At 43.7% G+C, this 19895-nt stretch carries 18 protein-coding genes; 10 read left to right on the top strand and 8 right to left on the bottom strand.

Going from position 1 to position 19895, the window contains the following annotated elements:
• Positions 1–162: 162 nt before the first annotated feature.
• The gene (elyC, locus tag Vgang_RS06680; RefSeq protein WP_105901914.1) at positions 163–960 is read right to left on the bottom strand and encodes an envelope biogenesis factor ElyC; all 798 of its coding nucleotides are present in this window, start codon (positions 958–960) and stop codon (positions 163–165) included.
• A gap of 112 nt (positions 961–1072) precedes the next feature.
• Here elyC and cmoM point away from each other — a divergent pair, with 112 nt between their 5' ends.
• The 4 genes from cmoM to mukB all read left to right on the top strand — a co-directional run bounded on the left by cmoM (position 1073) and on the right by mukB (position 8528).
• Entirely contained in the window at positions 1073–1876 is an 804-nt protein-coding gene (gene cmoM, locus Vgang_RS06675) for a tRNA uridine 5-oxyacetic acid(34) methyltransferase CmoM (protein WP_105901915.1), read from the top strand.
• Between the two features lie 19 nt (positions 1877–1895).
• Positions 1896–3263 (top strand): chromosome partition protein MukF, encoded by a 1368-nt coding sequence (gene mukF, locus Vgang_RS06670; RefSeq protein WP_105901916.1) that lies wholly within the window; start codon positions 1896–1898, stop codon positions 3261–3263.
• A 64-nt stretch (positions 3264–3327) separates the two neighbouring features.
• On the top strand, positions 3328–4041 hold the full coding sequence (gene mukE, locus Vgang_RS06665) for a chromosome partition protein MukE (protein ID WP_245879912.1): 714 nt from the start codon (positions 3328–3330) through the stop codon (positions 4039–4041).
• 26 nt (positions 4042–4067) lie between these two features.
• Positions 4068–8528 carry a chromosome partition protein MukB gene (mukB, locus tag Vgang_RS06660; RefSeq protein WP_105902130.1) on the top strand — a complete coding sequence of 1487 codons (4461 nt, stop codon included), beginning with the start codon at positions 4068–4070 and terminating at the stop codon, positions 8526–8528.
• Positions 8529–8641: 113 nt separating this feature from the next.
• Here mukB and Vgang_RS06655 read toward each other — a convergent pair whose 3' ends face one another.
• Complete coding sequence (locus Vgang_RS06655; RefSeq protein ID WP_105901918.1) at positions 8642–9109, bottom strand: Sbal_3080 family lipoprotein; 468 nt, start codon at positions 9107–9109, stop codon at positions 8642–8644.
• 202 nt (positions 9110–9311) lie between these two features.
• Here Vgang_RS06655 and Vgang_RS06650 point away from each other — a divergent pair, with 202 nt between their 5' ends.
• Positions 9312–9593, top strand: coding sequence for a type II toxin-antitoxin system Phd/YefM family antitoxin (locus Vgang_RS06650; protein WP_105901919.1), 282 nt, complete (start codon positions 9312–9314; stop codon positions 9591–9593).
• A 184-nt stretch (positions 9594–9777) separates the two neighbouring features.
• Here the strand turns inward: Vgang_RS06650 and Vgang_RS06645 are convergent, their stop codons facing one another.
• Positions 9778–10017 (bottom strand): TIGR02647 family protein, encoded by a 240-nt coding sequence (locus tag Vgang_RS06645; protein WP_105901920.1) that lies wholly within the window; start codon positions 10015–10017, stop codon positions 9778–9780.
• A 272-nt stretch (positions 10018–10289) separates the two neighbouring features.
• Here Vgang_RS06645 and Vgang_RS06640 point away from each other — a divergent pair, with 272 nt between their 5' ends.
• The 5 genes from Vgang_RS06640 to Vgang_RS06620 all read left to right on the top strand — a co-directional run bounded on the left by Vgang_RS06640 (position 10290) and on the right by Vgang_RS06620 (position 14566).
• Complete coding sequence (locus Vgang_RS06640; RefSeq protein WP_105901921.1) at positions 10290–11195, top strand: manganese-dependent inorganic pyrophosphatase; 906 nt, start codon at positions 10290–10292, stop codon at positions 11193–11195.
• Positions 11196–11274: 79 nt separating this feature from the next.
• Positions 11275–11664, top strand: a complete 390-nt coding sequence (locus Vgang_RS06635) for a DUF2750 domain-containing protein (protein ID WP_105901922.1) — start codon at positions 11275–11277, stop codon at positions 11662–11664.
• Positions 11665–11843: 179 nt separating this feature from the next.
• On the top strand, positions 11844–13256 hold the full coding sequence (locus tag Vgang_RS06630; protein WP_105901923.1) for an SLC13 family permease: 1413 nt from the start codon (positions 11844–11846) through the stop codon (positions 13254–13256).
• Between the two features lie 31 nt (positions 13257–13287).
• Entirely contained in the window at positions 13288–13773 is a 486-nt protein-coding gene (locus tag Vgang_RS06625) for a response regulator (protein WP_105901924.1), read from the top strand.
• A 145-nt stretch (positions 13774–13918) separates the two neighbouring features.
• Positions 13919–14566, top strand: a complete 648-nt coding sequence (locus tag Vgang_RS06620) for a heme-binding beta-barrel domain-containing protein (protein ID WP_105901925.1) — start codon at positions 13919–13921, stop codon at positions 14564–14566.
• 54 nt (positions 14567–14620) lie between these two features.
• Here Vgang_RS06620 and Vgang_RS06615 read toward each other — a convergent pair whose 3' ends face one another.
• Genes Vgang_RS06615 through sapA form a run of 5 tightly spaced genes read right to left on the bottom strand, consistent with a single transcriptional unit; the run spans position 14621 to position 19895 of the window.
• Entirely contained in the window at positions 14621–15409 is a 789-nt protein-coding gene (locus tag Vgang_RS06615) for a peptide ABC transporter ATP-binding protein (RefSeq protein WP_105901926.1), read from the bottom strand.
• Positions 15406–16437: a peptide ABC transporter ATP-binding protein gene (locus Vgang_RS06610; RefSeq protein WP_105901927.1), complete on the bottom strand. Its 1032-nt coding sequence runs from the start codon at positions 16435–16437 to the stop codon at positions 15406–15408. The genes Vgang_RS06615 and Vgang_RS06610 overlap by 4 nt, the downstream gene beginning before the upstream one ends.
• Entirely contained in the window at positions 16437–17324 is an 888-nt protein-coding gene (locus tag Vgang_RS06605) for an ABC transporter permease subunit (RefSeq protein ID WP_105901928.1), read from the bottom strand. Before Vgang_RS06605 ends, Vgang_RS06610 begins: the two co-directional genes overlap by 1 nt.
• Complete coding sequence (locus Vgang_RS06600; protein ID WP_105901929.1) at positions 17311–18273, bottom strand: ABC transporter permease; 963 nt, start codon at positions 18271–18273, stop codon at positions 17311–17313. Before Vgang_RS06600 ends, Vgang_RS06605 begins: the two co-directional genes overlap by 14 nt.
• Entirely contained in the window at positions 18273–19895 is a 1623-nt protein-coding gene (gene sapA / locus Vgang_RS06595; RefSeq protein WP_105901930.1) for an ABC transporter substrate-binding protein SapA, read from the bottom strand. The genes Vgang_RS06600 and sapA overlap by 1 nt, the downstream gene beginning before the upstream one ends.

Below are 19895 nucleotides of genomic sequence, written 5' to 3'. Positions count from 1 at the left end.
AACATAAAAGTCGCCATTAATCAGCGACTTAATAATATAGATGCGTAGTTTTGATAAGATTTTAGTCTTAAATGCCATGCCTGACAATCAGATATGGCATTTTTATGAACAAACTTTGCAGGACGCAAACGATAACGTAAGTCTTATTGCGTGTAAATTGCTTTATTCTGCCGGCGCGCTATTTGCCGTGTTTTGAGTGTTAGAAAGTGTATCACGTAAAGATGACCACCAACGACCCAACAATTCATGCCAATAACGCTCACTTTGTTCTAAGTATTGAGCTTGAGGTGAATACTTGTCCCATGCTTGTTCAATGTTATCAAACGCAAGATAGTTGGTTGGGGCTGGGATGGGTTCCAAACCCGCTTTGCGAAACTCTTTCATGGCACGCTTCATGTGGCTCGCAGAAGTCACTAACACCATGCGTTTATTTCCCACGAAACCGGCGGCTTGATGGGCTTCATCCCAAGTGTCTTGTGCATTTTCTAATAAGATGATGTCCGATTTTGCCACACCAAGTGATACAGCAACATTAGCCATCATACGTGCGTTACTGACAGAACTACCCGCACCGTAACCAGATAAAATCAATTTTGCACCCGGGTACAGTCGTAATACACGAATGCCTTCGGCTAAGCGCATTAAACCATTGCGTGAAAGTTCAGAAGTCGGTGGTATGTCATCATCCACCGTGTGGCCACTGCCTAAGACCATGACGTAATCCAAGGTGCCATCAACCGGTAAAAAGGCTTTGTAAGCACGCTCAGTCGGTTTCAATAAAGAAGTAGAAAGAGGTTGGAATGAAAAGAGAAAGATCCCTGTTAAAGAGATAAAAGTGAGAATACAACCCAAGCCTCGTTTATAAGTAAACATGATCAAAAACAAGCCGAGAAAGCCAAGGATTAACATGGCTGGCAGCGGCATGAACAATGCGCCGATTATTTTTTTCAGTTCAAACATTTTAAATAGCCCAAAAATTCATCATTCAGCGGATAAAAGAGAGTATTTGCTTTATTCCTGTAATTGCTGTGACAGAATACACGCAAAATTCAGTTATCTTAAATGAAAAAATATGGCTAACGATCGAAATTTCGATGACATCGCACATAAATTTGCGAAAAATATTTACGGTTCGGATAAAGGAGATATCCGCCAAGTCATCGTATGGCAAGATATAGAAAACGCATTGCAACGCCTGCAACATGCTGACAAACCTTTATCCATCTTGGATGCGGGCGGCGGCTTGGCACAAGTATCTCAAAAACTCGCTCAGCTCGGTCATCAAATTTGCTTATGTGATGTGTCGAGTGAAATGCTGGCTCTCGCTCGGCAAGATGTAGAAAAAAATCTTTTATCTGCCAACTTTCGATTTGTTCATTCTCCTATTCAAAACTTGCATAAGCATGAATCAGAGCCTTTTGATTTCGTTTTATTTCATGCCGTTATGGAATGGCTTGAGCACCCTCAACAGGTCTTGAATGATGTGCTCGATAAAGTGAAACCGGGCGGAATAGTATCTGTGATGTTCTACAATCATCACGGACTGGTTTTGAAGAACGTAACTTGTGGTAATATCCCTCACATTTTGCAGGGAATGCCACATCGTAAACGGTTTAAATTGCAACCACAGAAAGGGTTGTTACCGGAAGATGTGTACCAATGGATCGAGTCTCAAGGTTTCGACATTGTCGGTAAATCAGGCATCCGTTGTTTTAATGATTACATTGGTAATCAACAATATATGGGGGACTACACCCCAGAAGATGTGTTGGCGTTAGAGCAGAAATTATGCCGCACAGAGCCTTATCTTTCTCTTGGCCGTTACATTCATGTATGGGCACAAAAGCCGCAAAGTGAACAAACGGGTGAGAGCTAATAGCAAAACAGGAATGATAATGAGTGAAATAACTCAATCTTCAGCTGGACTGCCTTTTAACCAGCAGCCAACTCAGGAACAGCCCATAGATGAGCTGGTCACCTGGGTAAAACAGCATGATTTTTCATTGAATCTTTCTTCCGAGCGTTTGGCGTTTCTGATTGCTATCGCCGTTCTCAGCAATGAAAAGTTTGATGAAGAATTAGGCGAAGGTGAATTGCATGACGCGTTCAAAATTGTCACGACCATGTTTGATGATACCGGCGAGGCGTCGGCGTTTCGCGCCAACAATGCCATTAATGAATTGGTATCGCAGCGTTTGATCAGCCGATTTGTCAGTGAGTTGAATCAAGGGGCAAGCATTTATCGTATTTCACCTTTAGGCATGGCAATCACAGATTACTATGTGCGTCATCGCGAATTTTCGAAATTAAAGCTATCGATTCAACTGTCGATGGTGGCTGATGAAATGTCAAAAGCGGTTGAAGCGGCAGAACAGGCTAACGATTTAGCGCAATGGCAAAAGCACGTTTATGGCGTATTGAAATATTCGGTCAGTGAAATCTTTGACCGCATTGATTTAAACCAGCGCGTGATGGACGATCAGCAAATCGAAATCAAACAACAAATTGCTGAGCTATTAAACCAAGATTGGCGTGACGCGATCAGCAGTTGTGAAAGCCTACTTACTGAAACGTCCAACACACTGAATGAATTGCAAGACACCTTACAAGCGGCGGGCGATGAACTGCAAACCCAATTGTTGGATATTCAACAAACTATTTATGGACAAGAAGGGCTGGACTTTATCGATGCCATTTTGTTCGCACTGCAAACCAAGCTTGACCGTATCGTCAGCTGGGGCCAGCAAGCTATTGATTTATGGATTGGTTACGACCGTCACGTACATAAGTTTATCCGTACTGCGATTGATATGGACCAAAACCGTGCCTTTAGTCAGCGTCTACGTCAATCGGTGACCGACTACTTTGATGCGCCTTGGTATCTCACTTATTCCGATGCCGAGCGTCTACGTGATATGCGTGATGAAGCCATGATGCTGCGCGACGATGAAGTGGTTGGCCAAGTGCCTGATGAAGTGGAATACGAAGAATTATCCGTTGTTGATGATGAATTGAGTGAACGTGTTGCCTCCATGCTTCAACAACATAAAGACACCGGCGCACCGATTGATTTAGGTGCGGTGTTACGAGATTACCTTGAGCAGCACTCTCACGCGCAACATTTTGATTTAGCCCGAATGGTAGTCGACCAAGCGGTAAGAATGGGGTATTCCGAATCGGATTACCGAGCTATTCAACCGGACTGGAAAGCGATTAACGAATTTGGAGCAAAGGTACAAGCGAATGTCATCGATCAATACTAATTACGATGCGCAAGATAGCGCACAATATTCAGACTCGACTACTCAGGCTGCCAATGAAGCGTACATGCCTGAACAGTTAATTAAAGCGTTAGCGAATCCACTGTTTCCAGCCTTGGATAGCCAATTACGCGCAGGTCGCCATATTTCAAGTGATGATATGGATAACTATGCATTTTTAACCGATTTCGACAGTGAGCTTGGTGCTTTCTACCAACGCTATAACGCTGAGTTGGTTCGCGCGCCAGAAGGTTTCTTCTATTTGCGTCCACGTTCGACGTCTTTCATTGGTCGCAGCGTACTGTCTGAACTCGATATGTTAGTGGGTAAAATTCTGTGTTTCTTGTACCTAAGCCCAGAGCGTTTGGCGCACGAAGGCATTTTTACTAACCAAGAGCTGTATGAAGAGCTATTGAACTTAGCTGATGAAAAGAAACTGATGCGTTTGGTGACGAACCGCGCCACGGGTTCAGACTTAGACAAAGAAAAATTGTTTGAGAAAGTGCGCACGTCATTGCGTCGTCTGCGTCGTATCGGCATGGTATTGACTGTCGGTGATGACGAGAAATTCCGTATCAGCGAAGCGGTGTTCCGTTTTGGCGCGGATGTGCGTGTTGGCGATGATATTCGCGAAGCGCAATTACGCTTGATCCGCGATGGTGAAGCGGTGCTGGATCCTAGCGTGTTAGATAAGAACAATCTTAATGAAACTCAAGATAAAGAAGACGCTTCTGATGAACAAACAGAAGAATCAGAAGAACAACAAGCAGGTGACTTATGAGTGAGCAAGTGATCGAGAAAAGCAAAATGATTGAACGAGGAAAGTATCAATCACTCACTATGATCAACTGGAACGGCTTCTTTGCGCGTACTTTTGACATCGATGGTTTGGTCACTACGCTTTCTGGCGGTAACGGTGCGGGTAAATCAACCACCATGGCGGCGTTTATTACCGCGTTAATTCCAGACCAGAGTTTGCTGCATTTCCGTAACACCACCGAAGCGGGTAGCTCTCAAGCGTCACGCGACAAAGGTTTGTTCGGTAAATTACAACCGGGTACCTGTTATTCGGTGCTGGATGTGGTGAACTCGCGTCATCAACGTTTGTTATTTACCGTTAAGCTGCAACAAGTGGCGGGTCGTGATAAGAAAGTCGACATCAAACCGTTGTTGATTCAAGGCTTGCCAAGTAAGGTTAAACCAACCGACGTGCTGATTGAAAGCCTAGAAAACGGCCAAGCGCGTGTGCGTTCTTACAATGAATTAAAAGAAAAAATTGCCGAATACGAAGGCGTACAACTGAAAGCATTCTCGTCTGTGTCTGATTACCACAGCATGATGTTTGAAATGGGCGTATTGCCGAAGAAACTGCGTAATACCGGCGATCGTTCTAAGTTCTATCGTTTAATTGAAGCCTCTTTATACGGTGGTATTTCAAGTGCCATTACTCGTTCATTGCGCGATTACTTATTGCCGCAAAACGGTGGCGTGAAAAAAGCTTTCCAGGATATGGAATCGGCGCTGCGTGAAAACCGCATGACGCTCGAAGCCATCAAAACCACACAAGCCGACCGTGATTTATTCAAACACCTCATTACGGAATCGACCAATTACGTTGCGGCTGACTATATGCGTCACGCCAATGACCGTCGTATCAAGTTAGATCAAGCTCTAGCGCTGCGCAGTGAAATGAATCAATCGATTTCAACGCTGCATTCGCAAATGAATTTAATCACCGAAGTTCAAGCCGAACTTGAGCAATTGGTGGACCAAGAATCTGGCCTTGAGCAAGATCACCAAGCAGCAGCGGATCACTTGCAATTGGTGCAAACGGCGATTCGTCAGCAAGAGAAAATTGAACGCTACCAAGAAGATTTGGAAGAGCTGAGCGAGCGTTTAGAAGAACAAATCATGGTGGTTGAAGAAGCGGCTGAACAAGTGGCGATGGCCGAAGAGCAGGCCGAAGTGTCTGAGCAAGAAGTCGACAGCCTCAAGTCTCAGTTAGCGGATTACCAACAAGCGTTAGACGTTCAGCAAACGCGTGCGTTGCAATACCAACAAGCAGTACAAGCGTTAGAAAAAGCCCAACAACTTACGGGTAACGACGATCTCACTGCAGAAAACGCACAAGCGCAATTGTCGCAATTAAAGCAGCAAGAGTCTGAAAATACGTCTGCGCTACTATCACTTAAACACAAACTGGATATGTCGTCAGCGGCAGCAGAGCAGTTTGAGCAAGCGCTAAGTTTAGTGAAAAGCATTGTTGGTGATGTTGCGCGTAACGAAGCACTGCCACATGCCAAGCAAGCGATTCAAAAAGCGCAGCAAGCTGAACAATGGCTACAAAACGAATCTCAATGGCGTGCCCAGCAACGTGATTTAGAGCGTAACTTAAACGACCAACGTCAAGCGGCTGAGTTAGTTGAAAAGTACCAAGCACAATACCAAGTGTCGCTTGATGATGAAATGGTGCTTGAGCAAGAACGCGAACGTCACCTAGAACAGCTTGATGTTCTTGCGGGTGAACAAGAAGAACTGCGCGATGTGCGTGGTGATTTACGTCGCAGCCAACAAGATGCGCAAAGTCAAATTGAAACACTGCAAAAGCAAGCGCCAGCCTGGATTGCCGCTAGCGAAGCGTTAGAAAAATTACAGCAACAAACAGAAGCCGAATTAACTGACGGCCATTCTGTGATGGCGCAAATGCAACAAGTGCTTGAGCAAGACAAACAACAATCTATGGCGAAAGAACGCCTCGCTGCGCGTCGTGAGCAATTGGATGCCGATATTGAGCGTTTAGCCTCACCATCGGGTTCAAATGATCCACGCTTGAAAGGTTTAGCGGATAGCTTGGGCGGTGTTCTTTTATCTGAAATTTATGACGACATCACCATTGAAGATGCGCCATTCTTTAGCGCCATGTACGGCCCAGCGCGTCACGCGATTGTGGTGTCTGACCTAGACGGCATTAAAGAAAAGCTGGTGGATTTAGATGATTGTCCAGATGATCTTTACATCATTGAAGGGGACGTTGATGCCTTTGATGACAGCACGTTCAATGCCGATGAATTGGATGGTGCGGTTTGTGTTCAGCTTAATGACCGCCAAATCCGTTATTCACGCCTTCCTGCGATTCCACTCTTTGGCCGCGCTGCGCGTGAACAACGTTTAGAGCTTTTACGTGAACAACGTGAAGAAGTGGCAGAAGAGTACGCTAAAGCGGCGTTTGATTCGCAAAAACTGCAACGTTTGTACCAAGCCTATAACGAATTTGTATCTAAGCACATTCACATCGCCTTTAATGACGATCCAGAAGCGCAATTGGCTGAAGTGCGTGATGAACTCAACCAAATCACACGTCAATTAACGCAATTGGATGAAAAAGAGCAGCAACAACGCAGTCAAATGCAAAGCGCCAAACAAGCGCTCGCTCAGTTAGACAAACTGGCTAACGTGATGCATTTGATTGAAGACGACAGCATTGCTGAGCGTTTAGAAGAGCTCAATGACAAGTTAGAGCAATTGGCGGAATACAAGTCGTTCGCTCAACAACACGGTAAAGCGGCGCAGAAACTTGCGTCGATGGTGTCAGCACTTGAAGCCGACCCTGAGCAATTTGATGCCTTGCAACAACAATACGAGCAAGCGGATCAAAGCCTGCAAACACTGAAAACTCAATTGTTTGCCTTGGCGGATTTGCACGAGCGTCGTCATTACTTTGCTTACTCTGATTCTGTTTCACTACTGGATCAAAGCAGCGAACTAAGTGAGCAGCTAAAACGCAAGCTAGAGCAAGCCGAGCAAGCCAAAGTACGTAGCCGTGAAAGCTTAAAACAAGCGCAAGGTCAGCTAAATCAATACAACCAATTGCTAGCCTCGCTTAAATCGTCTCACCAAGCCAAGCTAGAAACGGTTCAAGAGTTCAAACAAGAGCTGCAAGAATACGGCGTCACGCCTGATCTTGGCGCAGTAGAACGTGCTGAAATCCGTAAAAATGAGCTGTACGAACGTTTGCATACTTCTCGTCAACGTAAGAGTGAATTTGAACGTACGCTTACCGCGACCGATATGGAAATGAAAGCGCTTACTAAACGCGTAAAGAAAGTCGAGAAAGACTACAAAGATTTACGTAAGTTTGTGGTGAATGCGAAAGCGGGTTGGTGTTCAGTGCTGCGCCTTGCACGTCTTAATGATGTCGAGCGTCGTTTGCATCGTCGTGAGCTGGCGTATCTGTCAGATAACGAATTGCGTTCTATGTCGGATAAATCGTTAGGTGCGTTGCGTCTTGCGGTTGCCAACAATGAAACTTTACGTGACGCGCTACGTGGCTCAGAAGACAGCGCTCGTCCAGAAGGCAAAGTGTTGTTCTACATTGCGGTTTACCAGCACTTACGTGAGCGTATTCGCCAAGACATCATCCACACCAGCGATCCGGTTGAAGCCATCGAAGAGATGGAAGTGGAACTGGCGCGCCTAACTGAAGAGTTGACCCAACGTGAAAACCGCTTGGCGATCAGCTCTGGTTCTGTGGCGAACATCATCAAGAAAACCATTCAGCGTGAGCAAAACCGTATTCGCATGCTTAACCAAGGTTTGTCTAACATTGCCTTTGGTCAGGTGCGCGGCGTACGTTTGAATGTCGGTATTCGTGAAAGCCATGAAATGCTGCTGGCTGGTTTGGCTGAAGAGCAGGGCAAACACCAAGACTTGTTTGATAACTCGCGCTTAACCTTCTCAGAAGCGATGGCGAAGTTGTTCCAACGCGTGAACCCGCATATCGATATGGGCCAACGCTCACCGCAAATCTTAGGTGAGGAGCTGCTGGACTACCGAAACTACTTGGAGCTAAGTATTGAAGTTAACCGTGGCTCAGAAGGCTGGTTACAAGCGGAATCTGGCGCACTATCAACCGGTGAAGCGATTGGTACTGGTCAATCAATTCTGTTGATGGTTATCCAAAGCTGGGAAGAAGAGTCACGCCGCTTGCGCAGTAAAGATATTGTTCCGTGTCGTCTACTCTTCTTAGATGAAGCTGCGCGTCTGGATACTAAATCGATCAATACCTTGTTTGAGCTGTGTGAACGCCTAGACATGCAATTATTGATAGCCGCGCCAGAAAACATCAGCCCAGAAAAAGGCACGACTTATAAATTGGTCCGTAAAGTGTTTAAAGATCACGAACACGTACACGTCGTCGGCCTACGTGGCTTCGGCAACGGTCCGAAAGAGAAAACCGACCAAGCACAAGCGCTTGAAACGGTAGAGTAGTAACTCGCTAAGCAAAAGAACAACGCCTCACTTTGTTATGAAGTGGGGCGTTTTTGACTAATAAAGACGTAATTTATTACTAGGTATAGCTTTTAAGATTGAGACTGGAATCATTAAATTTCACCTGACTTGATTTTCGCGTCAGCTTCATTGACTGTTGTCATATTGAATAATAAATCTAGCATCATCAAAATACGTTTACGGTCATCACCCCATTTATCACTATTTAGACTATCTGGTGCTTTGAATTCTACTTCTCCTACCTTACGTTCATCCTTGTAAGCATTAATTCTTGAATCAGAAATGTATGTGCTTAAGTCCCAGCTCCATTGAGAAACATACATCAATGTTAGTTCTGAAGGGTTAGGGAGTGTGCCATCAGCGACAAGTTTACATCTATGAGCATATTCCAAACACCACTCTTGCATGGTATCCAAAAAGATAGGTCTTGTAGCATCATCTTTAACAATTGTGATTTCTTTCGTTATTTGGGGTTCTGGAATAGGAGTTACGGTATATTTTGGTGCTGAACAGGCAGCCAAAAATAAAGTTGTAACTAGTAGAGAAGCCTTCTTAAACATCTTTCATCCTTAATATTAGGTTTCCTTAAGTGTGTTTTCGTGTATAAGTATCATATGTTGCATGTATGTGTTTGGTAAGTGTAATTGCTTTGGTCAATATTCGTCGTTATTAATGATCGGCTTGTGACAAAGGATTAATTTTCCACTCAAAATTTTTAGTTAAACTATTATTTGTAAGTGATTTTGCTGATAGGTGATAAACATGAGTCGCACTCATTTCGATCAAGATATTCAGCCATTATCTGAATTTGGTGCCGGGGTCGCTTCTTATATCAAACAGATTAATGAAACTCGCCGTCCGTTGGTGATTACACAACGTGGTAAAGGCGTTGCTGTTGTGCTTGATGTTGCAGAGTATGAAGTGATGCAAGAGAAAATTGAGTTGTTGGAAGAAATGCTAGCAGCAGAGTCTCAACTAGCTTCTGGCCTTGGTATTTCCAATGAAGATGCACGAATGCAAGTGTTAGGACGTATTAAGAAATGAAAGTAGTCTGATCTCCCTTAGCGCTTGAAAAGCTACTAGTGTGTTGAGTGCCGCAATTGTCGGCAAATCTTGACCGAAGATGACATATAAATCCTAATACCGTTTGCCTAAACACAAAAAAGCAGAGCCTCCATTTAGAAGCTCTGCTTTTGTATGTTTATAACCTAAAAAAACTAACGGATTCTTACGCTTTAGACGACAACACGTTCAATACTTTTAAAGCGTGCTCTGCGAGTTCAATCCCTTCATCGGTTAAGTAACCGCCATCTTGAAGGGTACATAAATTCTTATCAAATAGGCTTTTTGCTGCGGCTTGCATTTCTGGTGCGGCGTCGTTGTGAACTTTGATGCCGGTTTGCATGCTGGTTGGATCAAACTGAAGAAGTAGGTTTAACTCGGCAATATTCTGTGCGGTAAATTTCATAATAGATCCTTATTTTTATCGTTAAACATACAATAGGTTGCAAACTTAAGGTTTAGCAAGCAGCAAAAATGCTTTTTGATAGCCTGTTCACTTTCCGCCGGATTGACTGCGTTTAAAACAGACAAACTTAGGTTTAATGAACAGGAAAATAGTGTTTATATCCGGCAAATTGTTAGTTGGTCGATGACAAATTTTGAAAATCAGGTAAAGTAACGGGCAAAATTTCCCGCTATGGGAATCCGTTTAAATAAACCGTTGTAATAGGAAAACACATGATCCAAGTAGTAGGTCACAAAAACCCGGATAGTGATAGCATTTGTAGTGCATTGGTTGCCACCGAGCTTTTAAAAGCGCGAGGTTTGGAAGCGAAAGCAGTTCGTCAAGGCGAGCTTAACCGTGAAACTCAATACATTCTTGAGCAAGCGGGCGTTGAGCAACCAGAAATGTGTACTGGCGTTGCAGGTCAAAAAATTTGGTTAGTGGACTACACGGACGTGGCACAAGCACCAGACGATATCGCAGAAGCAGAAATTCTAGGTATTGTTGATCACCACCGTTTAGGTGACGTGATGACGATTAATCCGCTTGAAGCATGGATTTGGCCAGTAGGCTGTACTTGTACTATTTTGTTCAACCTGTTCAAAATGGAACAAGCGGAAATCACTAAACCATTAGCGATTTTAATGATGTCAGCTATTTTGTCTGATACAGTAGGCTTTGCATCTCCAACTTGTACGCCAAAAGATGAAGCGGCAGTGAAAGAGTTGGCTGAAATCGCAGGTATCGAAAACCTAGATGAATTCATCAAAAATCTATTGATTGCTAAAACAGACATCGAAGGTCTAACAGCGGCTCAATTGGTTGAGAAAGACTTGAAAGCTTACCCATTCAACGGTCGTGATGTGGTTGTGGGTCAAGTTGAATTGGCAACAATGGAACAAGTTGACGGTATGATCGATGATTTGAATGCTGACCTTGAGCGTCGTTGCCAAGAAGATGGTTTGGCGTTTGCTGCGTTAATGCTGACCGACATTACAACCAGCACCACTGAGCTATTATTTAAAGGCGAGTGGGCTGCAAAACTTGAGAAACACGTAAAAGACGGTTCTTTAGTCATGGAAAACACGCTAAGCCGTAAGAAACAAGGCTGGCCTTGGTTGCAAGCTGAATTGGTCTAAATTTAAGACATATCAATTAAGAAGGCGGGTGTTGACTCGCCTTTTTTATAGCAAATTGACATTAAAGCGGAGAACGCTCATGACTCAAACGTTAGATACAGCAAAGATGGCGGAAATTAACGCCTACGACAGCGAAAAGCGTTTTCAATACTGCATTAAAGAAGTGGTGGCGAACCGTCAAATCTGGATCTTAGTCGATGAAGACGGCTGCGTGATGCTGAACACCGAAGATGAAGATTGTGTGCCAGTGTGGCCGAACCAAGAGTTTGCACAAGCTTGGGCCAATGGCGATTGGGAAGAGTGTAAGCCTGAAGCGATTTCATTAAACAAATGGCATAGCCGCTGGACACACGGATTAGAAGACGATGATTTATCCATTGTGGTATTTCCAAATGCCGACCAAGAAGGCGTGATCGTTTTCCCAGATGAATTTGATTTTGAGCTTAAAAAGCAAGCGCAAAAGCGTTAATTGATAAGGCTTCTAGCCATCTATAACGTAAAGAAAGGCAATCATTTGGTTGTCTTTTTTTGTGTCCAATCACAATCTTTTATCAGGCGATAAATAAGCGAACACTTTATTGATCTAACTCTAAATTGCTAAGCCGAACTCACTTAATAATGGGCGAAATGACAATAAGAGTTCAGTCTATGCGCCAATATCTCCGCTATTTTTTCCCAATCGTTATTCCTTTGATTGTGCTGTTTTTACCGCTTTCAGTTTTTCCTTTTGAAGGGATGACCATTATTCAACAACGCGTTGCTGCCATATTCCTATTTGCAGCATTAAGTTGGGTTATGGAGCCGATCCCAATTTACGCGACGTCAGTTGCGATCATCTGCTTTGAATTGTTGCTTATTTCGGATAAATCTATCGTTTTATTCACTGGGCAGCAGGGCAGTGAGGTTTATGGCCTGGTGATGAACCATGCCGATATCATGGCGACGTTTGCGAACCCAATCATTATGTTGTTTTTGGGCGGCTTCTTTTTGGCCATTGCGGCGACTAAATATCGCTTAGATATCAACTTGGCTCGTGTTTTGCTCAAACCGTTTGGCGATCAACCTAAATTTATGATTCTAGGATTAATGTTGATCTCGGCGATGTTCTCGATGTTTATGTCGAATACAGCGACCACGGCGATGATGCTGTCTATCTTAGCGCCCGTGATGGTGTTACTAAAACCTGACGATCCAAGCCGTACCGCCTTCGCTTTGTGTATTCCATTGGCTGCCAATATTGGTGGTATAGGTACGCCTATCGGTACGCCGCCCAATGCGATTGCGCTCAAATATTTGCAAGGTACATCAACCATTTCATTTGGCGAATGGATGGCGTTTGGCGTGCCATTTGTAATTCTTTTGATGGCGGCCGCGTGGTTGCTGATTTTGGCATTATTTCCCGCTAAGCAAAAAAGTATTTCGCTTGATATACAAGGTCAGTTTTTAAAAACGCCACAAGCATTTGTTGTCTACATTACTTTCATTGTCACTATTCTATTATGGTTGATGGGCAGTACGCATGGCATGAACTCGTATACGGTCGCTATGATTCCTGTCACCGTGTTTTTGATTACCGGTATCATTACAAAAGAAGATCTTAAGAAAATTTCTTGGGATGTACTGTGGCTGGTTTCTGGTGGTATTGCGCTCGGGCTTGCGTTAGATAAAAGCGGATTAGCGGCATTAATTGTGTATAGCATTCCATTTGGTGACTTTTCACCTTATGTCGTGTTGGTTGGCGCGGCTTTATTGAGTTTAGTGATGGCGAACTTTATGTCGAATACTGCCACCGCAAACCTACTGATGCCGATAATGGCGGCATTAGGTATGACAATGACGAGCCTTGCACCGTTAGGTGGGCAAACCACATTAATTTTGGTGGTGACGTTTGCCGCCTCGCTCGGAATGGCATTGCCGATCAGTACGCCTCCGAATGCATTGGCTCATGCGACTGGCCATATACAAACCAATCAAATGGCGAAAGTGGGCATTATTATTGGCCTATTAGGTGTCGCACTCAGCTTTGCGGTAGTGGCGATATTGAATGTGATAACAAATTAACGAATCAATAGATAAAGCAAAGGACGTGAAGATGGATAGGTTTCACATAATCTGTGTTGATGATCAGCCGGAGATGCTGTTTCAATTGGCGCACGATTTAGCTGGGTTCTCAGATTGGGTAAAAATTAAAATTTGCCCCGATGCAGAGGCGGCACAAACATGGATTGAAAAGTTAGATCAAGACGGTAAATACGCTTGTGTTGTCGTCTCAGACCAAAATATGCCAGGACAAAATGGGGTCGATTGGTTACAACTGCTTGCTGCTGATCGTCGTTTCAGGCATACAAAAAAAATCATGCTGTCACAAAACCCAACCAATGAAGTGTTGATCGAAGCCATCAATAAAGCACATATTGACCGATTTTTTGCCAAGCCGTGGGATGCGGAAGAACTGGTGCACGAAGTTCGTGTGTTACTCACTGAATATGTCTTTGAAAAGGGGGTGGACTATCAGCCATTACAAAAGCATCTAGACCCTGAAACGATTTTTAAATACCTGCATGGTGTGACAGATTAGCTTTAATATAGCACTGTGATATAGCTAACATTGTTGATATATAGATGTATTACTCACGCGTAACTTGATTCTAAACAATAAAGTCTAATGTGGTTAACTTTATTTTGTCTGAATTAACTATAAAAAATAACATTAGGATCAGACAATGAAGAAAAAACTTTTAGTGTGTTCAATATGTTCGGTCATATCTATTTCTAGCTTTGCTGCAGAAAAGACCGATACGGTTATAAATGGAATGGACTTTGGCCCGCTTGCGTCATTAGTCGGTACCTGGAAGTCGACAGATTCAGGTGGTATTGATATAGCACCTGCGCGCCCTGATACCGAAACTGGTGCTGGTGCGCCCGCTGTTAGCCCTTACTATGAAATTACAACTATTGAAGTTGCGGCTGATGCGGTGAATGCTGGTAAACAGAATCTCGTTGCTTTGTATTATAAAATGGAAATGTTCAAAAAAGCCGATGATACGAAGTTTCATGATCAACGAGGATATTTTATCTACGATAAAGCCAACAATATGGCTTATAACACGTTTTGTGTTCCAAGAAATACATGTGTAACTTCTGAAGGAAAAGTGAATCCTGGTGATAATAAAATCTCTTTCGTAGCTTCACCTAAGGGAATTGCCGAATCTTCTTTTATGGAAAAAAATGCATCGACGACTGGCTACTCGATGACGATTAACATTGATGGTGATAATTTGACTATCAATCAAAATACACACCTAAAGATTTATGGGAAGGACTTTAACCATTCAGATACTAGCCCGTTAGTCCGAGTAAAAGCGGATTAATTAGATATAAGGGTATTTATGATTTTAAATACCCTTAACACGGTATCTCATTTTTCACTTCAAATGACTTGGAGTTTTATTGAAGTGGTTTTCAATCAATTTTTGACTGACAGGATGTTGCGGTGAAGCGATGACTTTTTGTGTCTCACCTGTCTCAACCACTTCACCTTCGTGCATCACCATAATTTTGTCGGTAATGTGTTTTACCACGCCGATATGTTGTGACACATAGACAAATGACACGCCCATTTCTTCTTGTAATTCTAAGAATAGGTTAATGATCTGCGAGCGCATTGCCATGTCTAAGCCGTTTAGCGCTTCATCTGCCACAATCACAGAAGGTTGCAACACTAAGGCTCTCGCGAGGCATACGCGCTGTTTCTGACCGGTTGCAAGCATTTGAGGATAGAAGTATGCATGCTCTGGCAATAAGCCAACGCGAGTTAAGGTTTCTTTTACACGTAAAACGCGCGCTTCGGGCGTCATTTGTGTATTACGTTTAAGCGGCTCTTCTAAGATTTTACCAATTTGAATACGTGGGTTGAGTGACGTATTGGGATCTTGGAAAATCATGCGAATCAATTTACAACGGGTAGCGTAGTCTTTATCAAATAACTGCTCACCGTTAACAAAAATCTTGCCTTGGCTTGGTTCTGTCACTCCTGCCAGCATTTTTGCGAGTGTAGATTTCCCTGAACCATTTTGACCAATAATGCCGAGTGTTTGCCCTGCATCAAGAGTGAAAGAGACTGGCTTTACCGCTTGGTGAACACGCTTTTTGAAAAAGCCGGAGCGAGTGACAAAGTTTTTCGATAAGTCGATGACTTCTAACAACGCACTCATATCTGTTTCTCCAATTTCACTTTCTTTTCAACCGTTGAGCGTTTTTCCATATTCAGCGGGAAGTGACAACTAAACTTATGATTTTTGATGCGACGACGTACTGGCACGTTGACACATTGTGTTTGTGCATAAGGGCAACGTGGGCCTAAGCGGCAACCAATCGGTAGATGCTGTAATGGTGGAATTGATCCGGGTAGCGATGGCAGTCGGCTTTTATGTGGGATCCAATCATTAAAGTCTGGCATGGCATGTAGCAGTGCCACGGTGTACGGGTGCTTAGGCTCATCTAAGATATGTTTGGTGCTGGCCGATTCGACCGATTGACCACAATACATTACGGTAATGCGTGTCGCCCATTGGGTGATGGTCGTCAGGTCGTGACCGATCAACATAATGGTGGTGTTATTCACCTGATTCAAACGACTCAGCAGACGCAAAATTTGAGACTGCGTAATAGGGTCGAGGTCGTTGGTGGGCTCATCGGCGATTAATAACTTAGGTTTTGACGCAATCGCCATCGCAATCATGATTTTCTGGCATTGGCCGTCGGTCAATTCATACGGGTAGCAATTCATGACTTGGCGATGATCTTTAATACCGACTTTATGCAGTAAGGCTTTGGCATGTTTATGGCGCCAATGCCAACGTTGCCACCATTTACCTTCAAAAGAGGAAGATGGAATCGATTCACGCAGTTGGTGACCAATTTGTTCCGATGGATCTAAACAGCTACTTGGTTCTTGGAATATCACCGCAATATCGCGGGCAATGACACGGCGACGCTCTTTCGGAGTCAGTTGCAATAAATCGATATTGCCTAAACGCATTCTATCCGCTGATACATTCCAAGTGTCTTTAGTCAAGCCCACGATTGCTTTGGCCACAAGGCTTTTTCCAGAGCCAGATTCGCCTACAAGACCACGAATTTCACCTTCATTTAGAGTCAAACTCATGCGGTCTACCGCTTTTACGGTGCCGTGAGGTGTTTCGATTTCGATGGTTAAGTTTCGGATATCGAGTAATGGCATTATTCTGTCCCCGCACTGAGAGAGTGACGAACACCTTCACCAACCAAGTTGATAATGATGACAGAAAACATAATGAAAACACCAGGTAAGGTTACTGTCCATGGCGCAAGATAAATCAAGTCTACAGAATCACCCAACATGGTTCCCCATTCTGGTGAAGGCGATTGAGCACCGAGCTCTAAGAAACCCAGTGCGCTGATGTCTAAAATTGCCATTGAGGCGGCAATGGTCATTTCTGATGTGATGACGGTAGATAAGTTCGGTAAGATCGAACTCCATAACAATTGGAAATTATTCGCCCCATCCAGTCGAGCCGCGATGTTGTAGTCTTTTTCCATTTCAGCACTTACGGCGATATAGACCGAACGAATAAATCTTGGGATCAAAGACAAACAAATCGCTAATAGAATGTTAAATTCGCCAGTGCCTAGAAAAGCAACGAAGATAATTGCTAATAAAATCGATGGAATTGACATAACGGTATCGAGAAGGTGATTCAAGGTACTGGATAACATTCCTTTGGTCATGCCGGCAAAAATACCTATGGTGCAACCAATCAAGGTGGCAATCAGCATAATTACCATGCCAGATCCAAAGGTTAATTGGCTACCAATGATTAAGCGTGAAAGTATATCGCGGCCAATATCATCAGTGCCGAGGAAATAGTCGACACTGCCGTCATGGTGCCAAGAGGGCGGTTGTAGTCGAGTGGTGGTTTGTAACAGAGGATCGTGTGGGGCAATCCATTGAGCAAACAAGGTCATTAAAATTAGGCCAATGAAGCACCATAAGCCAAACATAGCGAGACCATTGGCTCTATAGCTACGCCAAAAACGTTCAAATTGACCCGGAATGCGGTCTTCTTGATAAATGTTATTTGACAGCATACCACTGCTTCCTTACTAACGGATTCACCATCGCACCGATGAGATCAGAGAGAATATTGACGATTAAGACAAAGGTTGCCACTGTCATTACGCCTGCCTGAATAGACACAAAGTCTTTATTTGCTAAAGCATCCAGCAACCAACGGCCAATACCCGGCCAGTTAAAAATGGACTCAGTAATAATGGCGTAGGTCAGCATAGTCGACAGTTGAACGCCGACTTTTGGAATGATCGGCGGAATCGCGTTACGCAACACATGTTGGAAGATGATTTCATAAGTGGATAAACCGCGAATACGTGCGGCTCGAATATAATTTTGCTTTCTTACTTCCGCTACAGATGAACGCATCAAGCGAATTACTTCGGTTGTCGGTGCCAGTGCAAGCACTAAGCATGGTAGTAAAAGGTGAAGCGCGACGCTGTGAATGAGCTCGATCCGGTTAGATTGTTCAGTCAAAAACGCATCAATGGTGGCAAAGCCTGTGATGTAAGGTACTTCAAGCAATAAATCGTGGCGGCCCGATACAGGCGTCACGCCAAGATTAAGCGAGAAGAACATGATCATCATCAGCGCAATCCAAAAGATTGGAATGGAGTAGCCAACCATGGAAGTAAAGGAAATAAAGGTATCGACGATTTTGCCTTGACGCATACCCGCAATGGTTCCGATTGGAATACCAATGATGAGTGAGAAAATCATCGCGAAAAAGCACAGTTCAAGTGTGGCTGGAAATACGAGCTTAATTTCGTCAATAACAGGCTCACCGTGCAAATTTATACCCAGATTAAGCTGAGATAATTGGCTTAAATACGTCATCCAACCTTGAACGAAATCTTGAATGGCCCATGGAGAAAGAGGATCTAAACGTAAAATGCTATATCCAATGAGCGTCAAAATTAACAAAGTAATGATGAATAAATTGATGCGGCGCAGGGTATAAACCAGCATTATTTTTCCCTTACAACGTTCTCAAAACTACCTGAATTAAAAGGGTTTAGCACAAATCCACTCAATGAACTGTCATGGACTTGATATTGCACACCATGCGCAATGGGAATAATCGGTAATTGTTGTGTCAGCATAGTTTGTGCTTGATGATACAAATTTAAACGGTGACGAGTTTGCTCGCTTTCACGGGCTAACGTCAACAAAAAATCAAAGTCAGGGTCACACCACATCGCCACATTTAAACTGGCGCGTTGCGCTTCACATGACAACTGTGGCCTTAATAAACTGTCGGGTTCACCAGTATTCGCCGCCCAACCGGTTAAAATTAAATCGGTATTTGGCTGTTGTAACAACACATGCCGGCGTACGAAATGCTCTTTAAATATCGACAGTTTGATGCCAATTTTGGCTAAATCAGATTGTATTAATTCTGCGGTTTTATTTGGGCTCGGATTATACGATTGAGCCGCTAATGGCACCCACATCGTGAGCGAAAGTCCATCACTGTAACCCGCTTGTTGCAACAATGCTTTAGCGTACTGCGGATCATAACGAATTTGAAGCTGATTGTCTTGATATGCCCATGAATCTTCAGGTAATAATGAAGAAGCAATGTAACCTTGGCCAAAATACACCGCATCTATGATGTTTTGTCGGTTAATCGCGTAGCTCAGTGCATGGCGAACTCGAATATCGGTAAGGGCATAATGTTGAGTGTTCAGAGATAAAAATGCCACATTCATGGCTTTACTGATATTGGATTTAATTTGTGCATTATTATTAATAAGCGAAAGCTGGCTGGTCATCGGATCGGCCATGACGTCACATTCGTGAGTTAATAGCTTGGCCAAGTTACCCGTGCCTCGGTGGGAGAAATCAAATACCACTTGAGCCATTTTGGGCGTGCCATTCCAATAACCGTCATGACGAGATAATCGCACCAACTCACTGTGGTCACTACTACTTAATTGAAAAGGGCCAGTCCCTACGGGGTTGGAGTCGATGTTGTCTTTTTCATCTTTAGCCGCTAATTGGTGAGCGTATTCTTGAGAGTGAATGGCGGCAAATACGGTCGAAATATTCGCTAAAAAAGTGTTATCCGGGTGATTTAGAGTAAATTGAACATGAGTGTCGTCGATAGCTTTAACGGAATGAATGAGATGTTGGAAACCAATACTTTCAAACCATGGATAGCGCCCACCATTGACGTAATGATAAGGGTTTTCTGAATCGAGTATGCGGTTAAAGCTGAATACCACGTCGTGTGCGTTTAGAGCGCGTGTTGGTGTAAACCAGGCCGTATGTTGGAATTGAACATCTTCTCGTAAGGTAAAGGTATATACGGTTTTATCTGCACTGACTTGCCAGCGGGTAGCAAGGTGAGGCAGGGGCTCAAAAGTTTGAGGATCAAGAACCAGCAAAGAATCAAAGAGTTGTGGCCCAATCGATTTTATATTATCTCCACTGTCTGAGAGTTGAGGATTAAGAAAAATAGGATGAGTGGTACCGCAATACACGAAGCCAGTTTGTCTAACCTCACGGGTTTGTGGTGACTCTTTACAACCAACCAGAGTCACCAGGGTCAGCAGTAGAGTGAAGATTTGGCAACGTGTTTTGAACAT

Source organism: Vibrio gangliei (assembly GCF_026001925.1).
In the GTDB taxonomy this organism is placed as follows: domain Bacteria; phylum Pseudomonadota; class Gammaproteobacteria; order Enterobacterales; family Vibrionaceae; genus Vibrio; species Vibrio gangliei.
The sequence above is the reverse complement of the archived record's forward strand: the minus strand, read 5'-3'. Positions and strand labels throughout refer to the sequence as shown.